Raw genomic sequence first — 18,818 nt, forward strand, 5'->3', positions numbered from 1 at the left:
CCATGCAAAAGGCCCGCCACCGGGGCGGGCCTTACGTCCGGCGCGGCGACTGCTTACGCCGACTTGTCCTGGTGCGCGTCGAGCTGCGCGCGCAATTCCTGGCCGTTCGAACGCGTGTAGTCCTTGTTGACTTCGCGCTTGATCAGCGATTTGAGCTGCGGGTCGATGGTCGAGCGAAGCACGCCCAGGAATTCGGGCGACGCCGATACCACCAGCTGTTCGAAGCGGCCGGCCTGGTGTGCCTGCTGCAGGTAGTTCGACACATCCTTGGCGAATTTCTGCGTCTCGTGCTCGGTCGGCGTGACGGCCGGCTGGTAATCGTTGCCTTGCGCGCCGGCAGGCGCGGCATGCTGGAATCCGCCGCCTTGTCCGCCGCCGATATTGTGGCCGCTGTTCTGCGCGGAACGCGGGCTCATCTTGTCGGTGACGATGTCCAGCTCGCGCTGTTGCGCGGCCGGATTGACCAGGTCTTCGACCTCTTGCAAGGATGCCGCGTTATCGGCGTCGGAAAAGATGCGTGCACGGCCGGCATTGGCTGCGATCGTCCAGGTTGTTGGCATATTACCCCCTGTAAAAATGGTGTGATGGCAATCGCCCGCTACATCGTCCCGATAATGTTGAGCCAGGACTTCTGCATGGCGACAAGTGATGATTCAGTATAGCCCTACGTGAAAATGCTCGGCGCACCGCCTTCTCTGGCGTGCGTGACTTGCGCCATCGAAACAGGCGCGAAATCAATTTCCTTCGGGCGTGCTGTAGCTAACCGACCGTACTGTTCGTGCGCGGCATCATGAATCCATCGTCAACAAGCATTGGAAGGAGTTCATCATGGGTAAGTATTTCATCGGTTGGCTGCTGGGTATTCCTGCTGTCGTGCTCGTTATCCTGTACTTCATTTTCGGCTGACGCATGTTGGTCGCACAAAAGAAAACGCCACCGTCCAGGTGGCGTTCTCTTTTGTGTATCCGGTGTATGGGCCGTGGCAAACGTCAGGGCAGTGCCGGTTCCAGGACTTTCTCGGAAGCCAGCTGTTCCGCCGCGATGTCTTGCAGGGCGGCGGCGGTGCGCGCGTCGATGCCGATCTCGCGCGCGATCGCATCGCCGGCGCCGAGCGAGCGCGGATCGCGTCCAGTGATGCTGCCGAAGATGGTCAGCGCTTCCAGATAATAGCCATGGGCGCTGCCATGATAGGCGTCGTCTCCCCATAGGTTGACCTGGCCGGCGGGTATGCCGTGATAGGGATTGGCGGCGGCCACGCCGCTGGCGATCGCGCGGTTCCATGCTTCGCCGACCGGAATCACGCCGCTGATGAAGCGCGAAGCGGCATGGGCCGCGTCATGGCCGCGGCGCACGTCCAGCGCCATCTGCCGGATCGGCTTGCCGTACCAGACGCCGCTCGGCAGCCAGGTCTGGTCGGCGCGCGACCAGGTCGCGGTCAGGCGGACGTCGACCTGCGGATTTTGCTGGTGGAATGCCTGGGCCAGCAGGCCGCTGTAATGGATCAGCTTGGCGGGGTCGCCGGGCGCGTCCTGGTCCAGCGTGCTATACCCTTGCAGCAGCACGATATCCCACGGTTTCACGATGAGGCCGTGGCGGTGCTTGTAGTGGAAATCGAGGCCGGCACCGCCTTCCGTTTCCAGGCTCACCTCGTAGTCCAGTCCCGCCTGCTCCGTCATCGCCTTGAACAGCGCCGGCACGCCGCCGATCTTCGTGCCGTTCAGGTCGCTCACCGTGTGCGGGCGGAAGCCATTGACCGCCGGCGCGCCGGCGCCGTAGGTAAAACTGTTGCCGACGAAGAGGATGGTGGTGGCGCAGGCCAGCGGGGAAAGACTCATTGCGCAGAAGGCGAAAAGCAGGGCGCCGGTGCGGCGCACGGTAAGGGAAACGGGCATCGTGATCCTATCTTGCATGTGGGAGATGTCAGTGTGCAAGGAATATAAGCGAGGAAGCAAGCAGGATTTTTGCAAGCCCTGCCGTGTTACTCTTGCTATTCGTTCAATAATAACCGGAATCCAATGAAAGCCATCCTTCCCGTCATTGCCGCCGCCACCCTGATCGCCGGCTGCGCCGCCACCCCGGCCCCGAGCGACTCGCGCGATCAGTTCATGGCGACGCTGCAGGGCATGTGCGACCAGCGCTTCGAAGGTGCGCAATCGTATGCGGTCGACCCGAACAATGAATTCGCCGGCAAGAAGATCTCGACCCAGGTCCATTGCAGCCCAACGGAGATCCGCATGCCGGTGCAGGTCGGCGAAGACCGGTCGCGCACCTGGATCTTCACCCGCCCGCAGGCAGGGCTGGAATTGCGCCACGATCACCGCCATGCGGACGGCACGCCGGACAAGGTCACCATGTACGGCGGCATGGCGAAAGAAGGCGGCACCGCGCGTTCCCAGGCTTTCCTGGCCGACAAGTACACCGCCGACCTCGTCCCCGGCGCGGAAACGAACGTCTGGACCGTCACCCTCAGTGAAGATGGCAAGACCCTGACCTATCGCTTGGAGCGTCACGCCAAACCGCGCGCCGAGTTCGTGCTGCAGCGGGTGCCGGGCTGAACCGCAGGGGCGCCATGAGCGCCCCCGTCTACCGGTCTGCCGTATGTTGCAGTGCGCAACGTTGCGACGTGATAATTTGCAAATGGCTATACTCAAATGGTCGGCGACGTCGTCCCATCTTGAAGGAGCTTCATGCGGTTCAGATCGGTACAACTATCCATGCGCTTCATCGTCCCGCTGGCCCTGGTGCTGGCGCTGTTCGGTTATTTCGCGATTCCATGGATGGAAAATCTCACCGTACGCTGGTTCGTACGGGATCTCGATACGCGTTCCCAGCTGGTATCGAGCACGCTGCAACAGCCGCTGCTCAACTACCTTGAGGACAATGATTCCGCGCGCATCAACGACGCGTTCAGCCGTGCGATCCAGGACGAGCGCCTGTATGCGCTCGCCTTCTGCGATCCCGACGGAACCCTCCGCTACAAGACCGATACCTACCCGGAGTCCCTCGGCTGCCGCCAGGGCGCCAATGCCGCGGAGGGCGAGGACGCCAATCCGGTCGTGCGCCTGCCGCGCGGGCCGGTCCATGTCTCGAGCCGTGAGCTGACCCAGGACGGCGTTTCCGCCGGCCGCCTGATCCTGGTGCAGGACATGAGCTTCATCGAGCGGCGCAGCGAAGACACCAAAAAATACATCGTCGGCCTGTTCGTCGTGCTGGCGGGCGCCATCTCCCTGATCACCGTGCTGATCGCGCACCTGAGCTGGCACGGCTGGCTCAACGGCGTGCGCGAGATGCTGCGCGGCGAGCTGTCGCCGCGCGCATCGAAGGACATGCCGCCGGAAATCGCGCCGCTGGCCAGCGAACTGCGGGCACTGCTCAACGAATACAACCGCGACCTGCAGGGCAGCGGCGTCGAATCCCAGACCTGGGGCGCCGACACGCTCAAGACCTTGCTGAACCAGGACCTGGCGGGCGACGAGATCCTGGTGGTATCGAATCGCGAGCCCTACATCCACGTCAACACATCCAATGGCGTCAAGGTGCAACGTCCGGCCAGCGGCCTGGTGACGGCGGTCGAAGCGGTGATGCGCGCCTGCTCCGGCACCTGGATCGCGCACGGCGCCGGCTCGGCCGACCGCGCCACGGTCGACGCCAACGACCATGTGCGCGTGCCGCCCGAGAACCCGAGCTATACCTTGCGCCGGGTCTGGCTGTCGAAGGAAGAAGAGCAGGGTTATTACTACGGCTTCGCCAACGAGGGCCTGTGGCCGCTGTGCCATATCGCCCACGTGCGGCCGGTGTTCCGCTCGTCCGACTGGGCCGAATACGTCAGGGTCAACCAGCGCTTCGCCGACGCCGTGATCGCGGAGGCGCGTTCCGACAACCCGGTGGTGCTGGTGCAGGATTACCACTTCGCGCTGCTGCCGCGGATGGTGCGCGCGGTGCTGCCGAAGGCCACCATCATCACCTTCTGGCACATCCCCTGGCCGAATCCGGAATCGTTCGGCATCTGCCCATGGCGTGAGGAAATCCTCGACGGCATGCTGGGCAGCACGATCCTCGGCTTCCACACGCCGTTCCACCGCAAGAACTTCCTCGACACCGTGGACCGCTATCTCGAGACCCGCATCGAGAACGAGGCCTCGACGGTCAGCTACGGCAACGAGCTGACCCAGGTGAAGCCATACCCGATCTCGATCGCCTGGCCCGAGCCCGTGCCAGGCGAGTGCGACGTGGCGGCCTGCCGCGCCGAGATCCGCCAGGCGCTGGCGCTCCCGGCCGACCAGCTGCTGGGCATCGGCGTCGACCGCCTCGATTACACCAAGGGCATCGTCGAGCGCTTCCAGGCGGTCGAGCGCATGCTCGAGCTGCATCCGGAAATGGTCGGCAAATTCACCTTCGTGCAGATCGCGGCGCCCACCCGCTCCTCGCTCGACGAATACCAGAACTTCGAAGCGCGGGTGCGCGCGCTGGCCCAGCGCATCAACCAGCGCTTTTCCAGCGGCAGCTACCTGCCCATCATCCTCAAGACCGAACACCATGAACAAGCACAATTGCGCACTTATTTCCGCGCTTCCGAGGTGTGCAGCGTGACCAGCCTGCACGATGGCATGAACCTGGTGGCGAAGGAATTCATCGCCGCCCGCGACGACGAACAGGGCGTGTTGATCCTGAGCCAGTTCACCGGCGCCGCGCGCGAGCTGCACGAGGCGCTGATCGTCAACCCGTATCACATCGAAGAGGGCGCCGAGGCGCTGTACCGCGCGCTGCGCATGCCGCAGGACGAGCAACGCGAGCGCATGCGCAGCATGCGCGTGCGGGTGCGCGACTTCAACGTCTACCGCTGGGCCGGCCGCATGCTGCAGGACGCGGCCCGCCTGCGCCAGCGCGAGCGCGTGCGCTCCAGGATCAATTCGCTCAGCCAGAACCGGGTACGCAAGGGGGACGCATGACTGGACATATGAATGCGACCATCCTGACCAACGAACAGGCGGCGCTGGACCTGCTTGCCGCGCCCGATTGCGCGCTGTTCCTCGATTTCGACGGCACGCTGGTGGACATCGCGCCGCGCCCGGACCAGGTGGTCGTGACGCCCGAACTATTGACATCGCTGGCGGCGCTGCAACAGCGGCTGGACGGCCGGCTGGCCATTGTCTCCGGCCGCCCGGTCGCCGAACTCGACCGGCTGCTGGCGCCCCTGGTGCTGCCGGCCGCCGGCGTGCACGGCATGGAGCGGCGCGGCGCCGACGGCGTGCTGCGCCAGCTGCCCGCGCCGGACTTTACGGCAGTGCGCACCCAGGCGCAGGCGCTGGCGGCGCGCCATCCCGGCCTGTGGGTCGAGGAAAAGCATGGCGCGCTGGCGCTGCACTATCGCCAGGCGCCGGAACTGCAGGCGCTGTGCGTCGAGACCATGGCGGACGCGGTGCGCAGCAGCCCGGGCCTGCTGCTCATGGAAGGCAAGATGATCGTCGAGATCAAGGCGGCCGGCGTCAGCAAGGGCACGGCGATTTGCGACTTCCTGGCCGAGGCGCCGTTCCTCGGCGCTCAGCCGCTGTTCATCGGCGACGACACCACCGACGAAGCGGGCTTCGATCACGTGCAGCGCGTCGGCGGCATCGGGCTCAAGGTCGGGCCGGGGCCGACGGCGGCCAGCTGTCGCATCGCATCGAGCCAGGCCGTGCGCGATGCGCTGGCGCATGCCGCCGCCACGTCAACCATAGGAAAGGATTCAGCATGAACGATGTTTCCCAGCAGTGCTCGTCGACCGCAGTGAACGACGCGCCAGGCTCCCTCGATTGCGGCGTGGTCGGCAATTGCGCCTTCAGCGCCATGATCGACCGCATGGGCCGCGTGGTGTGGTCCTGTCTGCCGCGCTTCGACGGCGATCCGGTATTCAACGCCTTGCTCGACCCGAGCGAGAACGGCAGCCTGTGGAGCATCGAGCTCGAGGACGTCGTGCGCAGCGAGCAGCACTATGAACCGAACACGGCGGTGCTGCGCACCTGCCTGTATGACGGCGCCGGCAACGGCATCGAGATCACGGATTTCGCGCCGCGCTTCCTGAGCCGCGACCGCATGTTCCGTCCGCTGATGCTGGTCCGGCGCGTGAAACCGCTCGGCGCCGGCGTGCGCGTGCGCGTAAAGCTGCGGCCGCGTTTCGAGTACGGCGCCAGGCAGCCCGAGATCACCCAGGGCAGCCACCATATCCGCTACATCGGGCCGGACCAGACGCTGCGCCTGAATACCGACACTTCGCTCAGCTATGTGCTGGCCGAATCGTTCTTCCTGCTCGACCGGCCGGTGAATTTCATGCTGGGGCCGGACGAAACCCTGGCCGACGGCATCGACGACACCGCCCACCGCTTCGAGAAGGAGACGATCGGCTACTGGCGCACCTGGACGCGCCGCCTGGCCTTGCCGCTCGAATGGCAGGACGTCGTGATCCGGGCAGCGATCACGCTCAAACTGTCGCTGTTCGAGGACACCGGCGCCATCATCGCCGCCATGACCACCAGCGTCCCGGAAGCGCCGGGCAGCGAGCGCAACTGGGACTACCGCTTCTGCTGGCTGCGCGACGCCTTCTTCGTGATCCGGGCCCTGAACAGCCTGTCCGAGGTCGGGACCATGGAAGACTACCTGCGCTGGCTGAGCAATGTGGTGGCGCGCGCCAAGGGCGGCCACATCCAGCCGCTGTACGGCATCGGCCTCGAGGAACAGTTGCCCGAATCGATCGTCGAACACCTGCCGGGCTACCGCAACCACCGTCCGGTGCGCATCGGCAACCAGGCGCAAGAACACTTCCAGCACGATGTGTACGGCAATATCGTGCTCGGCGCGGCCCAGGCCTTCTTCGATCACCGCCTGTTCCGCCGCGCCGGCCATGCCGAATTCCGTCTGCTGGAGGCGGTGGGCGAGCAAGCCTTCCGCGTGTGGGCCGAGCCCGACGCCGGCATGTGGGAACTGCGCACCCGCGCCCGCGTGCACACCTCGTCGGTGCTGATGAACTGGGCCGCCTGCGACCGCCTGGCCAAGATCGCCGACGTGCTGGAGCTGCCGGAGCGCGCCGCCTTCTGGGCCGAGCGCGCCGAACTGATCCGCAATCGGCTGCTGGAAGAAGCCTGGAGCGAAGAGCGCCAGGCCTTCGCCGAAAGCCTGGGCGGACGCGACCTCGATGCCAGCGTGCTGCTGATGGCCGAGATCAATTTCATCGACCCCAAAGATCCGCGCTTCGTCGCCACCGTCGACGCGCTGGAGAAATCGCTGTGCGACGGCCCGTATATGCGCCGCTACGAAGCGCCGGACGATTTCGGCGTGCCCGAGACCGCCTTCAATATCTGCACCTTCTGGCGCATCGACGCGCTGGCGCGGATCGGCCGGACCGAGGAAGCGCGTGAGGTGTTCGAGGCCATGCTGGCGGCGCGCAACCATCTGGGGTTGCTGTCGGAAGACACCCATCCGGTCACCGGCGAGATGTGGGGCAACTTCCCGCAGACGTATTCGATGGTTGGTCTGATCAACTGCGCGATGCGCTTGTCGAAATCGTGGAATAGCGTCGTCTAGCGCAGCGTGGTCAAGTTGTTAATGGCACAGCTGCTGTATCGTTGTGCTATTGACCACAAAAATTAATTATTTTATTTCCAACGGATGCGTTAGTATCGCAGGTGTATTTACGCCTGGAGGCCGCATCCGGTGGGGCGAAAAGGGGGTATGAAGCTTTCCGATAGGAACGCACGATTGAAATTCGCATCAGATTGCTTGATGTATAATTTCCTGGTCAAAAAATTATCCATCAGGAAACATAACGCCGTTGACATCCTATCAGTATGGGCACGGGCGTTTGCCGCCTCCGATCGTCTCACGACAGCAATCAATCAGATGACTATTAAAGTTCTCACCGTTTTCGGGACGCGACCGGAAGCAATCAAAATGGCTTCCGTGGTGCGCGTACTGTCCGAATCGCCCGACGTCGACGTCAAGGTCTGCGTGACCGCCCAGCACCGGCAAATGCTGGACCAGGTATTGAGCCTGTTTTCGCTCACCCCCGATTTCGATCTGAACCTGATGACCCCGGGCCAGGACCTTTCCGATATCACCTCGAAGGTACTGACAGGCATGCGCGGCGTGTTGCGCGAGTGGCGCCCGGATGTCGTTTTTGTTCACGGCGATACTACCACGACCTTTGCGACCAGCCTCGCCGCGTATTACGAGCGGATACCGGTCGGCCACGTGGAAGCGGGCCTGCGTACCGGGAATATCTACTCGCCCTGGCCCGAGGAGGTCAATCGCTGCCTGACCGGCGTGATCGCCAGCCTGCATTTCGCCCCGACCGAGCACGCGCGCCAGAATCTGCTCAATGAAGGCGTGCCGGCCGCGAATATCTGCGTCACCGGCAATACCGTGGTGGATGCCTTGCTGGACGTCGTCCGTCGCCTGGAAACCGACACCCAGCTCAAGCGCGAGATGGAAGCGCAGTTCGATTTCCTCGACAGCAAGAAGAAGCTGATCCTGGTGACCGGTCACCGGCGCGAGAATTTCGGCGACGGCTTCGAGAACATCTGCCGCGCGCTGGATGAAGTGAGCCGCATGCCGGACGTCGAGGTGCTGTATCCGGTGCACCTGAATCCCAACGTGCAGGAACCGGTGCAACGTATCCTGAAGGGCAACCCGAACGTGCACCTGATCGATCCGGTGAGCTACCTGCCTTTCGTCTACCTGATGAACCGCGCGGCGATCCTGCTGACCGACTCCGGCGGCATCCAGGAAGAGGCGCCATCGCTCGGCAAGCCGGTCCTGGTGATGCGCGACACCACCGAACGTCCCGAAGCCGTGGCGGCCGGCACCGTGCGCCTGGTCGGCACCGGCATCGATTCCATCGTCGGCGGCATCCGCACGCTGCTGCAAGACCCGGCCGAATACGAGCGCATGAGTTCGGCCACCAATCCCTACGGCGACGGCACCGCCGCGACCCGCATCCTTAACTTTTTAAGAGAAAAACATGAGCAGCACCTTTGATACTATCTCGATGATCGGTCTGGGTTACATCGGTCTCCCAACCGCTGCAATGTTCGCGTCCCGCAAGAAGAACGTCATCGGCGTCGATATCAACCAGGATGCGGTCGACACCATCAACAGCGGCCAGACCCACATCGTCGAACCCGACCTGGACATGATCGTCGCCGCGGCCGTCAACCAGGGCTACCTGAAGGCGTCCACCACCGTGCAGCCGGCCGACGCCTTCCTGATCGCCGTGCCGACGCCGTTCCGCGGCAACCACGAACCCGACGTCACCTACGTCGAAGCGGCGGCGCGCTCGATCGCGCCGGTGCTCAAGAAGGGCGACCTGGTCATCCTCGAATCGACCTCGCCGGTGGGCACCACCGAAAGCCTGGCCAAATGGCTGGCCGAAGAGCGCCCCGACCTCAAGATTCCGCTGGGCCCGAACGACGAAGCCGACATCAACCTGGCCTACTGCCCCGAGCGCGTGTTGCCGGGCAAGGTGATCCACGAGCTGGTGTCGAACGACCGCATCATCGGCGGCATCACCAAGGCCTGCTCCGAGCGCGCCATCGCGCTGTACCAGACCTTCGTGCAGGGCGAGTGCATCGAGACCAACTCGCGCACGGCCGAGATGTGCAAGCTCACCGAGAACTCGTTCCGCGACGTGAACATCGCCTTCGCCAACGAACTGTCCGTCATCTGCGGCAAGCTCGGCATCGACGTGTGGGAACTGATCGCGCTGGCCAACCGCCATCCGCGCGTGAACGTGCTGCGTCCGGGACCGGGCGTGGGCGGCCACTGCATCGCGGTCGACCCGTGGTTCATCGTGCACAGCGCGCCGGAACAGGCCAAGCTGATCAAGGCGGCACGCGAAGTCAACGACTACAAGCCGCACTGGGTGCTGGACAAGGTGCGGGAAGAAGTCGAGAAATACCTGGCCGCGAACCCGGAGCGCAAGGAATCCGACGTCACCATCGCCTGCTTCGGCCTGGCCTTCAAGCCCGACATCGACGACCTGCGCGAAAGCCCGGCGCTCGACATCGCCGCCGAGATCGCGAAAACGCACAGCAGCCGCGTGATCGTGGTCGAGCCGAACATCTCGGCGCTGCCGGCCAGCCTCGACAAGGGCGAGCTGCGCACGCCGCAGGATGCGCTGGCGCGTTCGCAGATCGTCGTCATGCTGGTCAATCACAAGCCGTTCCTGGCGCTCAAGGAGTCGCTGTTCGCCGACAAGGTGATCATCGACACCTGCGGCTACCTCAGCGCCACCGGCCGCTAACGCTCGTAAAAGGATTCCGTCATGCGTGTTCTCCACGTCCTGGATCATTCGATTCCGCTGCACAGCGGCTACACCTTCCGCACCCGATCGATCCTGCGCGAACAGCGCGCGCTGGGCTGGGAGACCTTCCACGTGACGGGCTCCAAGCAGAACTCGGGCGACATGCGCGAGGAAACGGTGGACGGCCTGCATTTCTACCGCACCCCAAGCGCCGCCGGCGCGCTGGCCAAGCTGCCGGTGCTGAACCAGAAGCAGGTGATCGACGGCCTGGTGCGCCGCCTGTCCGAGATCATCCCGCAGATCAAGCCGGACGTGCTGCACGCCCACTCGCCGTCGCTCAATGCGATCGCGGCGCTCAAGGCCGGTAAAAAATTCGGCATCCCCGTGGTGTACGAGGTGCGCGCCTTCTGGGAAGACGCCGCGGTCGACCACGGCACCTCGACCGAGGGCGGCCTGCGCTACCGCCTGACGCGCGCGCTGGAAACCCATGCGCTCAGGCAGGCCGACGCCGTCACCACCATCTGCGAAGGCCTGCGCCGCGACATCGTGGCGCGCGGCATCCCGGCCGACAAGATCACGGTGATCCCGAACGCGGTCGACATCGACAAGTTCGCCGTCGGCGGCGTGGCCGACCAGGACCTCAAGACCAAGCTCGGCCTGCAAGGCGCGCGCCTGATCGGCTTTATCGGCTCCTTCTATGCCTACGAGGGCCTGGACATCCTGCTGCGCGCGGTGCCGGCGCTCACCGCCGAGCGGCCCGACCTGCGCGTGCTGCTGGTCGGCGGCGGCCCGGAAGATGCGCGCCTGCGCCAGCTGGCCAGGGATTTGAACATCGTCGACAAGGTGGTGTTCACGGGCCGCGTGCCGCACGAGCAGGTGCAGATGTACTACGACTTGCTGGACGTGCTGGTCTACCCGCGCCTGTCGATGCGCCTGACCGACCTGGTCACGCCGCTCAAGCCGCTCGAGGCGATGGCCCAGGGCCGGGTGCTGGCGGCGTCCGACGTGGGCGGCCACCAGGAGCTGATCGTCGACGGCAAGACCGGCGTGCTGTTCAAGGCCGACGATCCGCAGGCGCTGGCCGTCAAGGTCGGCGGCCTGATCGACGCCCAGGCCGAATGGCCCGCCCTGCGCGCGGCCGGCCGCGAGTTCGTGGAGAGCGAGCGCAACTGGAAAGCCAGCGTCGGCCGCTACAAGAGCATCTACGGCCGCCTGACGGGAGCCGCGGCCTGATGAAGATCCTGACGTTCAGCACGCTGTTTCCGAACAGCGAAAAGCCCGGCCACGGCATTTTTGTCGAAACCCGGCTGCGCCACCTGGTCGCCAGCGGCCAGGTCGAGGCGCGCGTGGTGGCGCCGGCGCCGTGGTTCCCGTCGAAGAACCCGAGGTTCGGACAGTATGCGCGCCAGGCCAGGGTGCCGCGCCGCGAGGTCCGCCACGGCATCCAGGTCGAGCATCCGCCTTACCTGGTGGTGCCCAAGATCGGCATGAATGTGGCGCCGGCGCTGCTGTTCCAGTCGGCCAAGGGCACGATCGCGCGCATGATCGACGAGGGCTACGATTTCGACCTGATCGACGCCCATTATTTTTATCCGGACGGCGTGGCGGCGGCCATGCTGGCGCGCTACTTCAACAAGCCGTTCGTGATCACGGCGCGTGGCTCGGACATCACGCTGTTCCCTAAATTTCCGCTGCCGCGCAGGATGATCCACTGGGCCGCCAGCCGCGCCGACGGCATCATCACGGTGGCCAATGCGCTGCGCGACGAGGTGATTGGCCTGGGCATCGATCCGGCGCGCGTGGTCGCGCTGCGCAATGGCGTCGACCTGGAGCTGTTCCGCCCGCCCGAGCAGCGCGAAGAAACACCGTTCACCCTGGTGACGGTGGGCCACCTGGTGCCGGTCAAGGCCCAGGAACTGAGCATCGGCGCCTTGCCCATGTTGCCCGGCGTGCGCCTGGTGATCGCCGGCGAAGGCCCGAACCGGGGCATGCTCGAGAATCTGACGCGCGAGCTGAAACTCGAGGACCGCGTCACCTTCCTGGGCGCCGTCTCGCAGCAGGAGCTGCGCGTCCAGTACGGCAAGGCCGACGCGATGGTGCTGTCGTCCAGCCGCGAGGGCTGGGCCAATGTGCTGCTCGAATCGATGGCTTGCGGCACGCCTGTCGTGGCCAGCCGCGTGTATGGCACGCCCGAAGTCGTGGCGGCGCCGGAAGCGGGTGTGCTGATGAACGAGCGTACCTCCGAAGGCGTGGCCGAAGCCGTCAACCGCCTGCGCGCCAACTACCCCGACCGCGCCGCCGTGCGCCGCTACGCGGAGCGCTTCAGCTGGGACGACACCACGGCCGGCCAGCTGCGGCTGTTCCGCTCCATCCTCAAGCGGGGCGAGTCGCTGGCCCTGGCGTAATGGTGCACCCCGCCGTCATGGGCGGGTCATATTTCGCGATTACATTCGCCTGCATACCGTGACCCGAGGGGCGTGTGCATGAGGCAGGGCGATTTTCAACAAGGCATTGCTGGGAAAAAAATCCTCTTGCTCAGCGTGCCCGCCGGCGCCGGCCATACCCGGGTCGCCGAGGCCATCCGTTCCCGCGCGGCCGCCGACCATGCCGGCGTCAAGGTGATCCACCTGGATGCGATGGCCTTCGCCGCGCCGCGCCTGCGCAAGGTCTACACCGACTTTTATCTTTTCCTGATCGGCCGCGCGCCCGGCCTGTGGCGCCACGTGTACCGGCTGACCGACGAGGCCAATCCGGACGGCTGGCTCAACCGCCTGCGGCGCTGGGTCGAGCGGCGCGATTGCCGCCTGCTGGCCGCCGAAATCGCCGCGCTGGCGCCGGACGCCATCGTTTGCACGCACTTTCAGCCGGCCGAGATCCTGTCGCAGCAGATCGCGGCCGGCAAGCCGGCCTGCCCGGTGTGGGTCCAGGTGACCGACTTCGACCTGCACCGCATGTGGATCCACCCGCACGTCGCCGGCTATTTCGCCGCCAACGACGAGGTGGCGTTCCGGATGCGCGAGCAGGGCATCCCGGCGCATGCGGTCCATGTGGCCGGCATTCCGACCATGCCGGCGTTCTCCAGGCCACTCGGGCGCGACGAATGCGCGCGTGAACTCGGCCTCGACCCGGCCGTGACGACCTTGCTGCTGATGGGCGGCGGCGCGGGGCTGGGCGGCTTGAGCCGGGTGGCGGAAAAACTCTTGAGCATTCCCGGCGACTTCCAGCTGATCGCCCTGGCCGGCAAGAACGCGGCCGCGCTGGCGGCCCTGCAGCGGCTGGCGGTGCGCTATCCGGGCCGGCTGGCGCCGCAAGGATTCACCGACCGGGTCGAGCGCCTGATGGCCTGCGCCGACCTGGTGGTGACGAAACCGGGCGGCGCCACCAGCGCCGAGTGCCTGGCGATGGGACTGCCGATGATCCTGAACGCGCCGATCCCGGGGCAGGAAGAACACAACGCCAACTACCTGCTCGAGCAGGGGGTGGCGCTCAAGGCATCCGACCTGATCACCCTCGAATACCGGGTGCGCCATCTGCTGGCGCATCCCGAACGGCTGCAGGCCATGGCGGCCCGCGCGCGGGCGCTGGGCCGGCCGCACGCCGCGATGCAGGTGCTGGAAACCGTGTTGATGCAGTGCGAACGCAAGAGTGAAGAGGCTTATGCTTGAATTGTCGGAGGGCGGCAGGGTCGTATCGATGGTGGGTGCGGTGCTGGTGGCGGCCTACCTGTTCGCGCGGGTGGAGGTGGAAATCGAAGGCGAAGCCGGGTGGGCGGCGAACCTGCCGACCTGGCGCATCGAGCAGCATCCGCTGCTCGACATCTTCATGGGCGGGCGCGCGCTGACCGGCTACCACCTGTGGATGTTCGCCTTCATCGGCCTGATCTTCCACTTCCCGCTATTCTTCATGGGGCAGTGGTCATGGAAGCTGGAAGCCTGCGCCGCGGCCTCGATCATGCTGTTCTGGATCGTCGAGGACTACCTGTGGTTCGTCATCAATCCGGCCTTCGGCTGGCGCCGCTTCAAGCAGGAATTCGTGCCCTGGCATAAGCACTGGGCGTTCGGCGCGCCGGTCGACTACTGGCTATTCGGCGCCATCAGCCTGCTGCTGTTCTGGTACGGCGCCTGAGCCAGCACGCCCAGGTCGAGCGCGTGCCGGATCCGGCAGCACAGCTCGGCCGAGCTGCGCGAGATCAGCTCGTGCGGGATCTCGAACCTGGTCGTCAGCCGGTCGTGGCATTCGAAGCCGTAGGAGACCATGAACGGGTGCATGCCGGTGCTGATCGCCGCCATGAAATCCTTGTGTTCGTCGCCGCAGATGAAGGCGCGCGCCGGGTTGACGCCGAACTGTTCGCGCGTGGCGCGGAACTGGGCGGTCTTGGTGTCCTTGAGGGGAATGTGGACCAGGAAGTCGAGTTCGGCGATGTCGATGTCGTGGCGCAGGAATAGCTGGCGCAGGGTTTCCAGCGGTTCGATCGTGACGTTGCGCGTGACGATGCCGACCGTGATGTCGGGCGCGGCGATCAGTTCGCGGATCAGGTCGGCAATGCCGTCGTACAGCCGGGCTTCTTGCCGGTAGATGCCGGTGAGGGTGTCGATCAGCTGGGCGCGGCTGTTCTTGCGCAGGTTCTTGCGGACGATCGACGGGAATTCCTTCAGCCCGCCCATGTACTTGAGCAGCTTGTGCCGCTTCTGGAAGCGGGTTTCGTCGCCGATCACCAGCCCATGGTGGGAGAAAGCCGCTTCGATGGCGGAGAAGGCATCGATGGTGGTGCCGTCCGCATCGAGGATCAAGAGCTTCTTGTCGCTTTTGTACATGATGTCTTCGCATCCGGTAGCGTTGGCCGGTCCGGCGTGAACACGTGCCGGAGCTCACTGTTGACCATCATCCGCCCGCGTCATGACAGGCGTGTGACAACCGGGGGAAAACGGCGGGCCGATGTTTTCCGGACACAGGCACGGGCGCCAGCTCAACGGCGCGCCGCGGCGCTGATCGCCGCGGCCATTCGCGTTGCTATTGCCGTGCGCACGATGGACGGGTGCAGGCCAGGCTGACCTTGCGCGCATCCAGCACGGTCACGCGGCCGTCGCGGTCCATGTCGCGCGGGTCGGCGTCGCCGGAAGCGGACTGGTTGCGCGCCACGAACACCAGCTGGGCATCGTCACGGTCGACGTCGCCGTCGCCATCGACATCGCCCGCCAGTGTCGCGGCGCGCACGACCTGCGTGAACACCGTGCCATTGGCCGACGACGCTCCCGTGACCGCCAGCGAGACGGCATTGGTCGTGCCCACCGGCGTGGCGGCGGGGATGGCGATCCGCACGTCGACGAAGGCGGACCCGTTCGGTCCCAGCACGAGGCTGCGCGGGTAATCCTGGACGAATCCGCGTTCGTCGGTGGCGTTCACGGCGAAGGTGTCCTGGGCGCCCAGATTCGTCACGCGGAAGCGCACCGCGTAGCTTTGTCCCGGACTGAAGGCGCCGAAGCCGCCGCCCAGCGTCTCGACCTTGACGGTCCGGCCCAGGAACAGCGGCGGATGGATGCGCTGGAACGAGTCTCCCGTGGCCAGGCGGCCGCTCACCATGACGCGGAACGGCTGCGTGGGCAGCACGAAGTCGGCCAGGAACTCGTCGGGCATGGTCTCTCCGGCGCGGCGCGTGGCGGGCAGCGGGGCGATGGTGTCGCCGGCCTCGTTCACCAGCGCGAATTGCGCGGTATTGAATGCGCCGAGCACCGTCGCGCGCGCCTGCTGGGTGGCGCGTGCGAGCGGCTGGCTCTTGATCGGGTACAGGCCTTCGTGGCCTTCGCGTCCGCGCGTTTCGACGAACTCGAACCGGTTCAGTTCCAGGGGGCTGTCGCCCGACACCGAGACGTCGTAGTTGCCGACGCCGGCCAGCGCCAGCCGCCAGTTGCCGGCGGCGGGCGCCGTCAGGGCGATCAGCTTGCCACCCGTCAGGGGGGTGATCGTCACGCCCGCGGTGCCGCCGACCACCTCGCGGCCGGCCGGATCGAACAGGCGCGCGCTCGCACCGGCGTCGACCGCGACCGATACCTGGAGGCTGCGCAGCGTGCGGTCGACCGGGAACTGCAGGTTGCGCGCACCGCCGACCATGCCCTTGGCGGCCAGCAGGGATTTTGGGCTGGCGCTAACGTAGGGCATGACCAGGCCGAAGACTTTCTCGGTTTCTTCGGCCGTGCGCTGCAGCGCGTACAACTGGCCGCCGGTCTCGGCCGCAATGGCGTAATAGGCCGGATCGATCGGCGAACACGAGCCGAAGGTAAAGAAAGTGACGGTGATGTCCTTGGCGTTGGCCTGGGTGACGACGTTGCCGGACAGCGCGGCGTCCTTGGCCGAGGCATCGGTGAAGACATACAGCTGGGAGCCGTTCGGCGCGGCGTTGACCGCGCGCAGCGTGCCGGCCATGGACAGTTCCGGACAGTCGCCGCCGCCGGCGGCGGACAGGGCATTGGCGCGCGCCAGCAGCGCCGCGGCGTCGGCCGTGACAAAGGCGGCGCCGACCTCGGGATCGCCGAAATTGACCAGCAGGTAGCGGTCGGGCTGGTTGGGGCTGGTGCGCACCGTCTCGACGATCCGGGCGATGGACGACTTGACCCCGGCGATCACGCCGCCCATGCTGCCGGTATCGTCGACCACGAAGCCGACCGCGCCGCGCACGTCGAGGAAGGCGCGGATCGCCTTGTCGTTGCCCGCGACGCCGGGCGCCGCGAGGATCTGGCGGATCAGGCTCTCGGTCGCGTCCACCGCGGCGGCGCGCGCGGGCGCGTGGCCGGCGCGGCCCGGCGCATCCTTGTGGATGCCGGGGTCGAGCAGCAGTCCATGGTTGCACTTGCCTTCGGGCGGCGCCAGGAAGGGATTGAAATAGCCGGTCGTCGGGAAACTCAGGCCAAAGGCGGCCAGGGTGCCGGAGCCGATCGACGACAGGCCGCGCTCGCAGGTGTCCTGGCTGGGGGCCAGGCGTGGGATCACCGTGGTGCCCAGGCCCGGCTGGCCGCCGGAAATATTGATCCAGTTGCTATGCGAGAAAAAATCCTGCAGCGTGTGCAGCGCCCGGCCGACCTGGCGGCGCGCGCCTTCGCCATCCGGCTCCGGCGCGGCGAGCAGGCCGATCGTCGCATTCTTGATCGCGATGATGCGCTGCGAACATTCCGGCAGCAGTTCATCGTCGCAGTGGGCGGTGGGCACCGACAGCTCGCCGCGCGAGGAGACGATCTCGTCGACGCCGGCCGTGCTGTCGCGTACTTCAAGGATGGCGCGTTCGGAAAACCGGTAGGTGTTGCCACCGGGCGCCGGGACGCTGATCCGGGTCAGCGCGTCCCTGACGATGCCGACATGGCCGAACTCCTGGGTCGGCTTGAAGGCGATCGCCGCCGGAATGGCGACGACGCCGACCAGCAGGACCGCCAAGCCCGCCAGCTTCAGTTTTGCAGATTGCATTCCATCTCCCGAGCGAGGTTCATCGAAAACCAAGAAACGACATCAGGTCCACCCACCCCTGCCGCGCCAGCGCGATGGCGACCGCCGCATACAGCAGCGGCAGCGCCGCCAGCGCGGCGCTGCGCCAGGCGTGCAGGCTCCCTTCCATGAGGGCGCGCAGCAGCAGCGCCACGGCCAGGACGGCAGTCAGCGCCAGCACCCCGATGACCACGAAGGGCGCCTTGTCGTTACCGGAACAGCGGGCGTACAGCACGCCCACCAGAAGCAGCAAGGGCGCGGCCGCGGCGAGCCGGTGCGCCACGCGTCACAGGGCGGCGCGGCGGCCGCGGGGCGATGGACGGCGGCCGGGGGCCAGGATGGCGCCCAGCATGAGCAAGGCCAGCGTGGACGGCTCCGGGACAGAGTTGGCCGTGCCGATGTCGACGACGGCGCCGTGGACGGCGCTGACGGCGATGGCCTCGCCGAATCCGTCGCTGAGCAGCAGGCCCGGCGCCGCCAGCAGGTCGAAGTCGATCGACACGGCGCCAGGCGCGAGCGCCGTAAACACCAGTCGCGCGAGCGGGAACACCCCGGGCTGCAAGCCGATCAGGGCCGCGTCATCCAGCAGCGATACCGCCGCGAAGTCCGCCCGGCCTGCGCCGAAGAGTGCGTGGGTCAGCTGGTCGGCATCGACCTCGCCCAGGTGGTGGCCGAACTCGGCACTCACCGGCGCAACCAGCGCCGGATCGAATACCAGGTCGAGGTCGAATGCGGCCAGGGCCTGGGCCGGCCCCAGGTCGCCGACCATGACGTCGAGGGAGAATTGCTGCCCCACCGCGACCGCGGCGCTCGACAGCGAAGTCGTCAGGACCGCGGCGCCGGCGGGGGCGGCGAGCGCGACGGCGCACACCAGTAGTGCTGCGGTCGTGCGCATGATTCTTGGGAGTACCGAAGCCATGGTCGAATGTCCTTGGTGAGATGAGGGAAGCAGGCTGGATCCATCATCCCGGATGCATGAGACCTTGTCTTTTTGTTAGCGCAAGAAGTTGGCGATTCGTCCATGACGCGAGCGTGGCGCGCCGGCATGTTTCCGGCAGCTAAACTAACAGCCATC

The 18,818-nt window shown here is 66.0% G+C and carries 16 protein-coding genes; 10 read left to right on the forward strand and 6 right to left on the reverse strand.

The features are described 5' to 3' along the window. Positions 1-53 precede the first annotated feature (53 nt). The gene (locus KY496_RS21655; RefSeq protein WP_005663003.1) at positions 54-560 is read right to left on the reverse strand and encodes a host attachment protein; all 507 of its coding nucleotides are present in this window, start codon (positions 558-560) and stop codon (positions 54-56) included. A gap of 429 nt (positions 561-989) precedes the next feature. Continuing rightward, complete coding sequence (locus tag KY496_RS21660; protein ID WP_219862396.1) at positions 990-1,892, reverse strand: PEP-CTERM sorting domain-containing protein; 903 nt, start codon at positions 1,890-1,892, stop codon at positions 990-992. A gap of 123 nt (positions 1,893-2,015) precedes the next feature. Between KY496_RS21660 and KY496_RS21665 the strand changes: the two genes are divergently transcribed. From KY496_RS21665 to KY496_RS21710, 10 genes are all read left to right on the forward strand, one after another. Continuing rightward, positions 2,016-2,555 carry a hypothetical protein gene (locus KY496_RS21665; RefSeq protein ID WP_184238129.1) on the forward strand — a complete coding sequence of 180 codons (540 nt, stop codon included), beginning with the start codon at positions 2,016-2,018 and terminating at the stop codon, positions 2,553-2,555. A 132-nt stretch (positions 2,556-2,687) separates the two neighbouring features. Then, positions 2,688-4,949 carry a trehalose-6-phosphate synthase gene (locus KY496_RS21670; RefSeq protein WP_005662995.1) on the forward strand — a complete coding sequence of 754 codons (2,262 nt, stop codon included), beginning with the start codon at positions 2,688-2,690 and terminating at the stop codon, positions 4,947-4,949. Then, positions 4,946-5,734 carry a trehalose-phosphatase gene (gene otsB / locus KY496_RS21675; protein ID WP_219862398.1) on the forward strand — a complete coding sequence of 263 codons (789 nt, stop codon included), beginning with the start codon at positions 4,946-4,948 and terminating at the stop codon, positions 5,732-5,734. Before KY496_RS21670 ends, otsB begins: the two co-directional genes overlap by 4 nt. Next, complete coding sequence (locus KY496_RS21680) at positions 5,731-7,557, forward strand: glycoside hydrolase family 15 protein (RefSeq protein ID WP_219862400.1); 1,827 nt, start codon at positions 5,731-5,733, stop codon at positions 7,555-7,557. The genes otsB and KY496_RS21680 overlap by 4 nt, the downstream gene beginning before the upstream one ends. Before the next feature lie 315 nt (positions 7,558-7,872). Further along, on the forward strand, positions 7,873-9,009 hold the full coding sequence (gene wecB, locus KY496_RS21685; protein ID WP_177185498.1) for a non-hydrolyzing UDP-N-acetylglucosamine 2-epimerase: 1,137 nt from the start codon (positions 7,873-7,875) through the stop codon (positions 9,007-9,009). Beyond that, complete coding sequence (wecC, locus tag KY496_RS21690; protein WP_219862401.1) at positions 8,993-10,273, forward strand: UDP-N-acetyl-D-mannosamine dehydrogenase; 1,281 nt, start codon at positions 8,993-8,995, stop codon at positions 10,271-10,273. Before wecB ends, wecC begins: the two co-directional genes overlap by 17 nt. Before the next feature lie 21 nt (positions 10,274-10,294). After that, entirely contained in the window at positions 10,295-11,506 is a 1,212-nt protein-coding gene (locus KY496_RS21695; protein ID WP_219862403.1) for a TIGR04063 family PEP-CTERM/XrtA system glycosyltransferase, read from the forward strand. Then, positions 11,506-12,678 carry a glycosyltransferase family 4 protein gene (locus KY496_RS21700; RefSeq protein ID WP_219862405.1) on the forward strand — a complete coding sequence of 391 codons (1,173 nt, stop codon included), beginning with the start codon at positions 11,506-11,508 and terminating at the stop codon, positions 12,676-12,678. The genes KY496_RS21695 and KY496_RS21700 overlap by 1 nt, the downstream gene beginning before the upstream one ends. A gap of 78 nt (positions 12,679-12,756) precedes the next feature. Then, entirely contained in the window at positions 12,757-13,938 is a 1,182-nt protein-coding gene (locus KY496_RS21705) for a glycosyltransferase (protein ID WP_219862407.1), read from the forward strand. Beyond that, positions 13,931-14,398 (forward strand): hypothetical protein, encoded by a 468-nt coding sequence (locus KY496_RS21710; protein WP_219862409.1) that lies wholly within the window; start codon positions 13,931-13,933, stop codon positions 14,396-14,398. Before KY496_RS21705 ends, KY496_RS21710 begins: the two co-directional genes overlap by 8 nt. Here KY496_RS21710 and KY496_RS21715 read toward each other — a convergent pair. The 4 genes from KY496_RS21715 to KY496_RS21730 form a co-directional block, all read right to left on the reverse strand. Continuing rightward, the gene (locus KY496_RS21715) at positions 14,347-15,087 is read right to left on the reverse strand and encodes an HAD family hydrolase (RefSeq protein WP_219862411.1); all 741 of its coding nucleotides are present in this window, start codon (positions 15,085-15,087) and stop codon (positions 14,347-14,349) included. The genes KY496_RS21710 and KY496_RS21715 overlap by 52 nt on opposite strands. A gap of 196 nt (positions 15,088-15,283) precedes the next feature. Further along, positions 15,284-17,725, reverse strand: coding sequence for a hypothetical protein (locus KY496_RS21720; RefSeq protein ID WP_219862413.1), 2,442 nt, complete (start codon positions 17,723-17,725; stop codon positions 15,284-15,286). Between the two features lie 19 nt (positions 17,726-17,744). Beyond that, positions 17,745-17,996, reverse strand: coding sequence for a hypothetical protein (locus KY496_RS21725; RefSeq protein ID WP_219862415.1), 252 nt, complete (start codon positions 17,994-17,996; stop codon positions 17,745-17,747). A gap of 33 nt (positions 17,997-18,029) precedes the next feature. Next, positions 18,030-18,662 carry a cohesin domain-containing protein gene (locus tag KY496_RS21730; RefSeq protein ID WP_219862416.1) on the reverse strand — a complete coding sequence of 211 codons (633 nt, stop codon included), beginning with the start codon at positions 18,660-18,662 and terminating at the stop codon, positions 18,030-18,032. Between the last annotated feature and the right edge of the window lie 156 nt (positions 18,663-18,818).

Source organism: Massilia sp. NP310, assembly GCF_019443485.1.
Lineage (GTDB): Bacteria > Pseudomonadota > Gammaproteobacteria > Burkholderiales > Burkholderiaceae_D > Telluria > Telluria timonae.